This is a genomic window from candidate division TA06 bacterium, assembly GCA_004376575.1.
In the GTDB taxonomy this organism is placed as follows: Bacteria; Hydrothermota; DG-26; order E44-bin18; family E44-bin18; genus E44-bin18.
The window spans coordinates 1-11006 of sequence record SOJN01000103.1 but is presented as its reverse complement, the minus strand read 5'-3'; the positions used below and the strand labels follow the sequence as shown (position 1 = coordinate 11006).

Genomic DNA, 11006 nt, shown 5'->3' with positions numbered 1-11006 from the left:
GAGAGGAGTTCAAGACATTCCCTGTAATTAACCTGGATAGGGCAAAAGGGGTCTATGTAATCGTACATGGCAAGGACAAGGTGGTATATGAGCCCCCAACGAACATAGACGCTGTGGTAACAGCACGCGTACATTTCGACGGCGAAACGCGATCGTATGTATATCGCTATAATGTCAAATCACTAGCTTCCAGCAAGCAGAACATTTACAGGTATCTTGTTTCATACGACTATCCCGTGTCGATGTTTGCTGACCCAACAGAATGGTACCAGGGCTTCTATTACTCAAGGCCGCTATGTACGTGGGCCCATGTTCCTCCGCCTGCCGAGCGACGGTCTCAACCTGGCGTTCTTGCTGGTTCAACCCAATCAGGCTTCGGGTTCGCCAGCTATGGGCTCCCCGGCATTGTGGACTGCTATGCGCAATCCTATACACCCTTGATGAAGCTAACCAGGAATGTTGAAATTCATGAGGTCCTCGACAGTCTGAGGGTTTTTGAAAGAAAACATGTACACGGAAAGACTCTGGGCCCGGTTGGTTCACCTGACCTAGATACGCCGATAAGAGTGGTTGCACGGCTAAAAGGATGTGTCGATGAAGCCCATGAGATTGGGTGGCTGATTAACGAACAGGTTGCCCAGTCCCTCGGCGAGCGACTGGAGTCAGTAGAGAAAGCACTTAGAGCAGACTCTACCGCACGAGCAGAGGATTTGCTGCGAGCTGTAGTTGTGTATTTGGAGCAGAAGGTGTTCTCCGACCAGATAGAGCCTGAGGCAGCAGACTTGTTTCGGGTGAATGCGCAGTGGCTTCTACAGTCCTCAGACAAGAAACCGCCTCCTAACGATCTGGCACCGCTGGAGCAGGGACTTAGCTTCGAGCTACTTTTCCGATACCTCTACAAAATGCTTGATCAAACCATGGCACAGGGATGGATCCAAGAATCCTGTACGGTTGAACCACCTGAACTAGGAGTCAATTCTCTATTCGAATTACCTATCGCTACGATGAATGCGCTGAACGACAACGATCGAGCAAGAGCTCAGAAGCTTACAGCAGCCCTCTACAGTGGGGTCCAAAGGTGTTCGAATCCGTCTTCGGACAAAGCCAAGCACGCCATAGAACGTCTGCTTTCCACAATTGGGGAACTGGAGGAATCCCTGAAGTAACAGCAACATAGATGCAATGGGAGGTAAGTGAGATGAAAAAACTGGGTATTGTTCTAGCTGCGTGCTTATTTATGCAATCAGCTAGTGTGTTGGTGGTGTGTGGGCGGACGTTTGAGGTGCATCCCGGTTCACCCGAAAATGGGGTCACTGTAGAGGTCGTGAACGGCTACGTCCGGACTATTCCTGCTGCAGTTGTCAAAGTCGTTGAACAGCCTTCGTGGGGAAACCTTGGGGACGGTGCCCTTCGATGAAACTCAGGATCCATGACATGACTTTCCGACATTTTTTCTGCTATGAGTCACCCGTCACTGTCTTGGCCCTTTTGTATATAGCTTAGGAAAGGAAGAGCACTTAAGTGGCTGAAATGGAGGGTACTTGGTTATTTCTGAGTATGGCAGTCCCCTTGCTTCTCAAAATCTCCGTTTTACCTAGAGCAGGAAACAAGATCTTGGATCTGCGATTCAAGATCCGCGATATTGGGGCGCCCTTATAGGTTAGTCTTGCTCTACGCACAGCTTGATATCAAAGTCATTTTGTCAGAAAGTCATGCACCGACCGCAGAGCTGGAGCACATGAGCTCATTGGTGCGGCTGAAACGGGCAACTGCTCACTGTCATCTTGCCAAGCTGAAGCGGTAACGATATAAACCGAAATCGGGAGTGTCAAAAAACAAGTTGGCAACTTCCAGTAGTTGACAAGATTTCCCAAAGTTTGAAAAAGGGAGGTAGTGCATGCTTGCCAGAAAGGAGCTAAGAAGAAGAATTGCCCGTGAAATGAAGGGCGTCCTTGGCCCAACAAGGAAGCTTCTTGCAACCGCCAATAACATGCGAAAGATATTGAGCACCAAAAGACTTATAAAGGAAGATATGGAGAAATCCAAGTTAGTGGTAGCATTCATGTTTGCCGAAGCATACGCTCTATTCACTTCCGTAAAACAATTGTGTGAACAAGGAATGAGTCATACAGCCTCCATTGTACTCAGGAGTATGATTGAGTTAGTCATTTATCTAAAATACCTACGCCAAGAAGATAACGAGGAGAGAGCAGAAAGGTTCTTTTACTGGGCTCATAAGGAAAAATACAAGTTTATGAACAAATTTCCATCATACTTCAGCGACACCCAAAAGAAAGCAATCAAGAATAGTTATGAGAGTGTAAAGCGTTTATATGTCATGACCGACAGACGGGGTAATTCGACCCCGGCTAGACACTGGCACTGTTTTAGAAGCATAGAAAAATTGGCAGAAAGTGTTGACCTCGTGTCCGAATATGGAGCCTACGGACACCTGAGCATGAACGTTCATATTTCCCCGGCGCATCTGTTGGGTAGGATTAGAAATTTGAGGATTGAGTATGACCCTTTTTTCGACCCTGGTATGTTGAGAGAGAATCTTGTAATGAATTTCACTTACTTCCTATGTGTTTGCAGAGAGACAAACGATATCTATTCCTTGGGGAAATCTGAGGTATTGGACAAGTTCGTTGAACAGCAGAATCATTTCAGAAGAGGATGGGAGAACCTTGGGGACGGTGCCTGATTTTCTCACATTTTTTCTGCTATGAGTCACCCATCACCCTCTTGATCCTTCTGTATAGTGCACACCTGCTCAAATGAGCGTGTGAGCACGTGAGAGAATTGTTGAAGGTGCGTTTGGCGGAGTGGACAGTGACGGCGCAACACCGAGACTTGCTGCATTTTTAGGTTAATGGATGTCCGAAATTTCGGCAATTTGACACCACACCAAGAAACTTTTAGGTGCGTGAAAGCTACCAGAGGAGGATTGAGCGAACCTCAAATCACCTCACTTACGCACGAATGTGATGTATTACCAAGGCTTCCAGCCGGTCAGTAAGAAGAGAATGAATACAATCAGGGAGACAAGCAGTCCCACGTTGGCTGGTCCTCTGGACGAAGGCGTATCCTTTGATGATCCGGCTAGCGACAAAGACTTCATCGCGGGCGGAGCCATGGAAGCCATAACAGCGCCTGCCGCAACCGCCGGTGTTACCGGCAAAATGGCAACCCCGAGCAAGGCGACCAAGAAACCACCAACCACACGTAACACGACTGTGACCCAGGCGTTTAAATCTCTAATGCCTTTAAACGGGTATAAGGACGCGCCCAGAAGAAGAAGAAGAAGCGGGTATGTTGCGCCCATAAACGGCGAGAGAATGACGTCAAGCGGTTGCACTGATCCTCGAATTTCATTAAAGAGGATTCCGGCCACGACGGCATAGAACCATGGTTGCCGAAATAGCTTCACAAAGCCTTTCTTCTCGATAATAAATGCTGCAATCGAAACGCCTACAAATAAAGCACATGCGGTTCCGAGTCCTCTGCCCCCCCAACTCAGAGCGAAGACGGGAATTGAAAAACAGGCGACATTGGGAATGGCCACCGAGGCATCGACTTGTGTCTTAAATACACGATGAGCGTTTCGGTGTATCAGAAAACCGATCCCGACGACGGCCGCGCCGATTAAGGCGACAAAGAAGAACATTTCAGACGACATTCTCGCTTGCAACGTCATGAAGAGATACACGGGAAGGAAGACATAGCGCAGAAGCGTGATCAGCGGAGCGGTCGACAACCTCGCCCAACGAGCAAGTGAGTACCCTGCTACGATTATAACTAGCGTGGGTAACAAAGATACGGCTAGCGATGAGAAAGGCATAAGCACCTCCAATCAAGTAAAACTCGGGTTACAATAGGGCGACCGTTAGACGTTGAGTGTATAATTGGCTGCATACTCTCGATTCTCGCCTGCCCTTCTAATTCGATGTATCAACACGGTTACCAATCCCAGAAAAATCGCCTGTTAGACTGAGACTAGAAGCCGTGGCCCTGTGAAACAAGGCCAGGTAGATTTGCGGGAGAAACGGACCCAATACCCGTCTTCGGTTCATCCCACGAATAGTTGATCTTCCCCCGGTCGGGGCTTTCGACAATTCGACCAAGTGCATCGAGATCAACGCCACGATGCTTGTAACTAACTTCATCCCGTGGGGAATTTGTTGACGCTGAAAATGCTGATCCTGCCCCAAGGCACACTCCTGCGACGACGAGAACAAGAACATTCGCTGCCAGCCTCATATCAGTCTCCTTTCTGACTTGAGGTGGCCATTTCGAGGGACTCTTTGCTGTCGGACTACTTCACGTGAACTTCGCAACGCTTAGGCAGGCCCCGTCTCACTTCACAAGCGACTCTATTATACCCTTTACGCTCTGGCAAGTCAAGAATTCTCTATGCCCTGTCATTGCAAATAGAAAATGTTAGTTTTTCTGCTAGCTTCTTTTCAGTTCGAGGGAGGGCTGCCAGAATGGATAAAGAGAGATTTCTTGTAAGCATGAGAGACATCGAAAAATATAGAGTTCTGATGGACTGCCTGGAGAAAAAGATCAAGGCTACCCAGGCAAGCCAGGTGTTAGGATTAAGCTACATTCACACTCTAAGACTCAAAAAGAAAGTGGCCCAGTCAGGTCTTGAAGGCCTGCTGAGACCTTATAGGTCGTCCCCTAGGAAGGTTCCTCAAGCCAAAGCCGAACTGATAGAAAAGCTGTACAGGGACATCTAAACCTTGGGGACGGTGCCTGACTTTCTGACATTTTTCCTCCTGTGAGTCACGCGGCAATGCTTTTGTCCTTTTGTATAGCTTAGGAAGGGAAGAGTATTTAAGCGGCTGAAATGGCGGGTACTTGATTATTTCTGTCTATGGCAACCCTGCGTCGTCTTTGAGCCTGACCAACAACTCATCACGCAACACTCTCCCAGCTCTGGTCTTCACATCAATCCCTAGCCTCGTCCTCTAGTGCCGTGCACACCTGCTCAAATGAGCACATGTTTAGATGAGTATATGAGCACGTGAGACAATTGTCATGGGTGCGTTCGGCGGGGACCGTGTAATTAGAGTTTCGGGATTTGTATCGAGTTTGAGGAGGCAGACGCCTCCGGGTCCCCAATGGGGTCGGATAAGTCAGTTTTGGAGTTCCGAACTAGAAGCAGTCACTCTGCAACTTGAAGAAGTGACATCACCTGTCGCTCTTTGAGGTAAACCCGATGCGAGCGCGTTCCGCCGTATTGACAGAAAAATGAGACCACCACCCGAGTAATGCATCTGAGCTCCGGCCGCAGAAGTCTAAGTCCGAGAATAGCTTCCAGGAGTCTATGCGTCCAGGATTCTAGGTGTGCCAATGTTGAGCACATGTAAGTTTTGAAATTACAATGTCTTACAGGTGCATTTTCTTCTTTACATATAGATATCAGACCTTAAGATAGTCTAAAGAAATACTGAGTTGGAAAGGGCAGATTGAGGACCAGTCTAGAGAAGATGATCTTAGAATCTCTGGGATTGACCGAAGGCAGCTGAATCAAACAAGCAACTCGACTCTGGAGGAAGTTTTGAGAGAAGGGAGTGCTTCAACCATGAAGAAATGCCGGATCTATCAAGGTGCGGGTCTCATCGCCTTCTTCATTTTCTCAATGCTTTTTCCCGTCGTGGCAGGAGGTGATCAGAATCCTTCTACAGTTTGGCATAGAGAGGTCATTGATCAAGGGGCGTATTACCCTGGTGGGATAGCCATCGGTGTTGGTCGGAATGATGGAACGCAACGGCTCTACTCTGCAAGTGTGAATGGAGATTTGGTGGAGTACTCCTGGAAAGGTAGCGGCGGCTGGGACAAAGTCACCATAGCTGTGGGCACAAGATATGAGGGAATCCTCATTGGACCGGGGCGGAATGACGGAAAAGATTATCTCTACTGCTACAAAGAAGACCAGCTTTTCGAGCTCCGATGGACTGGGGCGGCATGGACAATCCCTCAGCTCATCTTCACATCACCATTTACTCAGTTAGACTTTGTCATTATTGGACCTGTGCAGATCGACGGCAAAAATCGGATATATGCTTCTAATAAGCGTGCTGAAATCTATGAGTTGTATTATCCACTAGGTGGCCCATTTGAAACGGCACCTATGGCATATGATATGCAAGCACACGACATAGCGATTGGTCGTAACGATGGAAGGTACCGTATCTATGGAGTTGGTCGAGACCCAATTGACGAAGCCCCCCATGTGTATGAATTAACACATGAAGGTGGTTCACCGCCGTGGGATAAGCAATCCATAGAAAGATGGACATCAGAGTGGCCTGATTATCCTGGTGTAGCATCTCTCTTTGATGTCGCTGTTGGAGATGGAAGAGGGGATGGGGTTAATCGTGTCTATCGTATGAATGATTTAGGCAACATCTTTGAGTTTACACACATTGTTGAAGGACCCACAGACCGCTGGGGTGGTGGGCCCACGGTAGCCCGTGGGGAAGCAGGATATGGTACAAGGCTAACCGAGTGGGGAAACTCTTTTGCCATTGGACCTCGAAGGAGTGATCCGACAAGGTCGCGGATCTATATTGGCGCTACAGATGACACAAATGCCGATTCCAGTCGTGTTTATGAGTTTACCTACTATACTGGCCCTCCCTGCGCAGTCCCAGAAGGCTGTTGGAAGAGAATTGAAGTCGGGGTTCAAGGAGCACACGGGATAAATGTAAAATTGGGAGAACTGAGAGGACCTGGGCAGATAGGTATCTACGCAGTCACCATAGAGGGTCACATAGTAGAGTTCTTCGAGCAGTAACTCAGTATTGAAGGGGTGGATGAAAATGTGCTCAAGTGTGCAACTCTTGATTTGGGGACGGTGCCCTTCTACAACTCAGAACTTAGATCGCAGAACCTAAATCGAAAAACACACAACTGCGCCCTCCCTTTACGTGCACATCTGCTCAAATGAGCACATGTTCATATGAGCATATGAGAAGAGGGGAAATGGGAAGGAGGTGCTACCTGACGCGGCGCTTGGGGGACCTCCGCAATATGCTAAGGATACTTCGTATGGCGATTGAAGAGCTATCTGTCTCTGCTGAGTAATATACGCATCGCCCCCGTCGTTCACCCCGCACAAGCCTGGCGACCTCCAGCTTCTTCAAATGTTTGGATGCTACCGTCGGATGCAGCCTGTGCGTGTTTGCAATTGAGCCGGCTGTGTCCTCTCTCAACCCAAGAAGTGACACCATAATCTTAAAACGCCTCTGATTCCCAAGAGCAGCGAAAGCTCTCGCCATATCTTCCACAGATCCCTCCTTTCCATTTCGCTAACGAAACTCACTCAGTAACCCGAGACTTCAACTCCTTCGATACTCCTCAAATGCTCAAATTCCCATACATTCATATGCTCATATGCTCATATGTTCACTTGTTCACTTGTTCATGTGAGCACGTGAGGGAATTGTCGTATGTGACTTGGAGATGGGTAACTCCTCATTACGCTAATTCCTTCTTTCCTTTACCCATCTTTTTCTTCAGTCTTGCCATGGCAAGCAATGTGATCTCCTCATCTGTCTTGCTTCCTATCTCAGCCTCAATTGCGAGGCTCTTTTCATAATGCTTCAAAGCATCCCCTAAATGACCCATATATTCATAGACCCTGCCAATCTGGCACAGCGCTCGAGCCTCATGGACTCGGTAGCCCATGTCGCGCCAAATCGCCAGACCGCGATTGAAATGCTCAAGGGCGTTCTCAGAACGGTTGTCTGATTGATAAGCCCTACCCATCTGACAGAGTGTCTCGGCCTCACTCGCACGGTCGCCTATCTGACGCTCAATCGCCAGGCTCTCGCTGTAGTATCCCAAGGCATCCTCGAGCCGCCCGGCATATTGATAAACTATACCGATCTCATGGAAGTTTTTGGCTTCGCCAGCACGATCACCTATCTCACGCACAATTGACAAACTCTCACTGTATTTCACCAGAGCATCCTGAAAATTGCTCATGTCTCCGTAAACCATACCGATATGATGTAGGGCCACAGCCTCGACCGCATGATCGCCGATCTTCCGGGCAATTTTCAAGCTCTCGCCGTAATATGCCAATGCATCACCGAAACGGCCAGTTTCCTGGCAAACGATGCCCACATGGTGCAATGTTTTCGCCTCGCCAGAGCAGTCACCCATTTTGCGTCTGATGGCCAAGCTCTGATTGTAATATTCCAGAGCATCCTCGAAACGGCCTGTGACTTGACAGACAAAGCCGACCTGATGCAGGGTACTTGCCTCACCCGCAGGGTCGCCGATCTTCCGTTCAATTTCAAGGCTCTGTTTGTAGTGTTTGAGAGCGTCATCAAAACGGTTTGTTGCTTCATAGACCATGCCTATATGATGTAAGACGCTGACTTCGCCAGAACGACTACCCAGCTCTCGGGCTGTCGCCAGACTCTGCTCGAAGTACTTCAGGGCATCCTCCAAACGATTCGTTAGATAGTAAGCCATGCCAATCCGATCCAATGAGATTGACTCACCAGTTCTGTCACCCATCTCGCGCTGGATCGCCAGGGTTTGACTGTAGCACTCAAGCGCTTGCTCAAGACGGTTCATCAATTCATAACCCATACCCAGGTTGTAGAGGAGCAAAATCTCCCCGATACGGTCGCCCTTCCTTTGCGCAACTGCCAGAGCCAGTTTCAATTGTTTGAAAACTCGCTCAAATTCCTCTTGTTTTCGCATAAGATCGTTCTGTTTCACGTCAGCTCAACCTGGCCGAGCTAACCGAAGACACCATTTTCCTGTGTGAGATTCTTTTTGTCGGTGGAATTACCTTATAGAGTTGAGGAAGTGCACGACAAGAGTTGTGCCCTCCCGGTGGTAACCTTCCCTATCAAACGCCCGGTACAATGCGTCAAGACTACTCCAGCTTGAGGAGCTTGGTGGTGCGAATGTCAGGATGCGTGTTGAGTTTGAGGAAGTAGATGCCAGTGGGACGGTTGTTAGGAGTCCAGGTTGCTGCGCCATTCGAAAGAGGGAGCTTGTCTACTAGCCTTCCGGCTACATCGTAGATGCTCACAGCATGATCGGTCAAAGGATCAATGTTCAAGAGTTCAATTGTTGTGGAGTGACGGAATGGGCTAGGGAAAACTCTGATTGACGGCCGTTTGCCTGCGGCGCGATGCATTGCAGCCATATTCTGGGGGCCGGAACCGCCAGTGGGGGCGTAAGAAAGGGATATGTAACTGCAGACTGCAATGCCGCTATCCGGATGCTGTATCTTGATTGTAATACTTCTGTCGTCTGTCACGGAGACAGGAGAACTTCCTCCTGTGTACGTCAGCGTGGCCTTCGGTACATCAACCACGTCAAATAGTTCATCGTTGACATAGACATACTGTCTCAGTGTATCCCCGGTTTCCTGGTAAAACCCTATCCCAATCGCATAGGAACTATCAAGACTGAGACCCTCAATCCTGTATACGAGCGCGCTGTCTGAATAGTCAACCTTCTTATAGACCCTGTCCCCGTACCATAAATACCCGTCCCTGCTCCATGTGATCTGGTTCTTGAGGAGTCCTCCCAGCTTGTAAAACGCAATCACCCTGTCGTCAATATTTCTCTCCTCAACCCTTATCCAGTTATGTGGAGGCACACCTTCTGTCCAGACTCCAAAAAACTTGTCACCACTTATGAGCAACTGCGGATGCTTCGACGGCGCCCAGAGTATTTCGCTATAGTTCTCACCATCCTCCCAGGTGAAGCTGGTATCATATACGAACCTACTCCCATATATCTCAAAACTCACCCAACCACCAGGTTCATCATGCTCTCTCATCCACAACACCGTCCCTCCATGAACTCCCGGTTCAAGCGAACTATTACCAGGATCGTCCCCACCAACAGTAGTCAAATCACCCAGTGACGTATCGGGAACAGCAAATAACTGCCAGCACTTCACTACCGCATCCACACCAGCCAGAGTGTCCTGCTCCTCCCACACCACCCGCGGAATTTCACGATCTATGTTCAGACTCGGAAACCTCGACCACTTCTTGGGACTCTCCGATACATTGACGGGATGGGCCCCTGTCCCCATGTACTGGTTCCAATAATAAATCTCCCCTACTAGACCACTGGAATAGCACACATGTACACTGTTACTACCATCGAGGTCGATCGAAGCTCTCAACCCAGAACCCTCCACATCCGAGATGCTTTGCCACAAGACAGAAGCAGAATACGCTTCGTCCAGGAGAAACCAACCCCAATGGACAGCATCCTTCATCACCGTCGCAAGAAACCCAATCTTCTCATTCACCACAAAAGACGGCGGAGTTATATCCTGATCTGATTCGAAAAGCAGATATGGTGTCTGCCAGCCCATCCCGACATTCCAGGCAAGAAAAAGTTTCTTCTCATCTTTCTCAAGCCAGACTGCGTAAAGACCCTTGTTGTTGCTGGCCAATGCAGGCGAGACGCCATCACCCAACCATGCAGGCTCTGACCAGAAAAGACCACTATCACCCGAGGTCACATAGAAAATCTTTGACCTGCCTTTGACATCATCTGTATAAACCAGGTGTAAACTACCATCTTCCTCTCTCTCCACAAACCTCACAGCATTGTTGCCCACAGTGGCATCATCCCGAACAGTGTTGCACGCGCCTACCGGAAGCTTATAGTCCCACCACGTCCTGCCAACCCTCCCGACCCTGTCCATGGGCAACACACCATACTTGAACCTCTTGTCTGCTGGCAGAGGAAAAGGATAACGAACGCTGTACCAATCTCTGGATAACGCTGACACATTCCTCAGCTCACGACCGGCACCGAAATCATTCAAAGAGACCCAGTAACCGCCCAGCAAAGAATCCTCCACCGGAATCCACGAGAAGTAGGCAATGTTCCTCTTAACATCATAATATGTTCCACTTGGATCAATCCCTGTCAACACATCATATCCATCACTCTGGGGGCCAATGGATGCCAGGGGTGAGTCCGGTGAGGTTAGCTCCGCT

Annotated in this window: 9 protein-coding genes; 4 read left to right on the top strand and 5 right to left on the bottom strand. The window is 48.9% G+C overall.

The genetic code is table 11. The features are described 5' to 3' along the window. Positions 1 to 1198: 1198 nt before the first annotated feature. Positions 1199 to 1417, top strand: coding sequence for a hypothetical protein (locus tag E3J62_09010; GenBank protein ID TET44935.1), 219 nt, complete (start codon positions 1199 to 1201; stop codon positions 1415 to 1417). A gap of 480 nt (positions 1418 to 1897) precedes the next feature. After that, complete coding sequence (locus E3J62_09005) at positions 1898 to 2704, top strand: hypothetical protein (protein ID TET44934.1); 807 nt, start codon at positions 1898 to 1900, stop codon at positions 2702 to 2704. Between the two features lie 288 nt (positions 2705 to 2992). Here the strand turns inward: E3J62_09005 and E3J62_09000 are convergent, their stop codons facing one another. Both E3J62_09000 and E3J62_08995 read right to left on the bottom strand, forming a co-directional pair. Beyond that, positions 2993 to 3841, bottom strand: coding sequence for a hypothetical protein (locus E3J62_09000; GenBank protein TET44933.1), 849 nt, complete (start codon positions 3839 to 3841; stop codon positions 2993 to 2995). A 155-nt stretch (positions 3842 to 3996) separates the two neighbouring features. Next, positions 3997 to 4260, bottom strand: coding sequence for a hypothetical protein (locus E3J62_08995; protein TET44932.1), 264 nt, complete (start codon positions 4258 to 4260; stop codon positions 3997 to 3999). A 227-nt stretch (positions 4261 to 4487) separates the two neighbouring features. On the opposite strand from E3J62_08995, the gene E3J62_08990 reads away from it, so the two are divergent. Then, positions 4488 to 4742, top strand: coding sequence for a hypothetical protein (locus E3J62_08990; GenBank protein ID TET44931.1), 255 nt, complete (start codon positions 4488 to 4490; stop codon positions 4740 to 4742). Between the two features lie 824 nt (positions 4743 to 5566). Next, positions 5567 to 6805: a hypothetical protein gene (locus tag E3J62_08985; GenBank protein TET44930.1), complete on the top strand. Its 1239-nt coding sequence runs from the start codon at positions 5567 to 5569 to the stop codon at positions 6803 to 6805. Positions 6806 to 7007: 202 nt separating this feature from the next. On the opposite strand, the gene E3J62_08980 is transcribed toward E3J62_08985, so the two are convergent. From E3J62_08980 to E3J62_08970, 3 genes are all read right to left on the bottom strand, one after another. After that, positions 7008 to 7298, bottom strand: coding sequence for an ArsR family transcriptional regulator (locus E3J62_08980; GenBank protein TET44929.1), 291 nt, complete (start codon positions 7296 to 7298; stop codon positions 7008 to 7010). Positions 7299 to 7488: 190 nt separating this feature from the next. Then, positions 7489 to 8727 (bottom strand): tetratricopeptide repeat protein, encoded by a 1239-nt coding sequence (locus E3J62_08975; GenBank protein ID TET44928.1) that lies wholly within the window; start codon positions 8725 to 8727, stop codon positions 7489 to 7491. A 178-nt stretch (positions 8728 to 8905) separates the two neighbouring features. Beyond that, positions 8906 to 11006 (bottom strand): T9SS type A sorting domain-containing protein (locus E3J62_08970; protein TET44927.1); only part of this gene is annotated, 2101 nt, incomplete at its 5' end.

Excerpts from the sequence above, each read along its gene's own strand:
- E3J62_09010 (TET44935.1), top strand. The coding sequence starts at position 1,199 with ATGAAAAAACTGGGTATTGTTCTAGCTGCGTGCTTATTTATGCAATCA.
- E3J62_09000 (TET44933.1), bottom strand. The coding sequence starts at position 3,841 with ATGCCTTTCTCATCGCTAGCCGTATCTTTGTTACCCACGCTAGTTATA.
- E3J62_09005 (TET44934.1), top strand. The coding sequence starts at position 1,898 with ATGCTTGCCAGAAAGGAGCTAAGAAGAAGAATTGCCCGTGAAATGAAG.
- E3J62_08995 (TET44932.1), bottom strand. The coding sequence starts at position 4,260 with ATGAGGCTGGCAGCGAATGTTCTTGTTCTCGTCGTCGCAGGAGTGTGC.
- E3J62_08975 (TET44928.1), bottom strand. The coding sequence starts at position 8,727 with ATGCGAAAACAAGAGGAATTTGAGCGAGTTTTCAAACAATTGAAACTG.
- E3J62_08990 (TET44931.1), top strand. The coding sequence starts at position 4,488 with ATGGATAAAGAGAGATTTCTTGTAAGCATGAGAGACATCGAAAAATAT.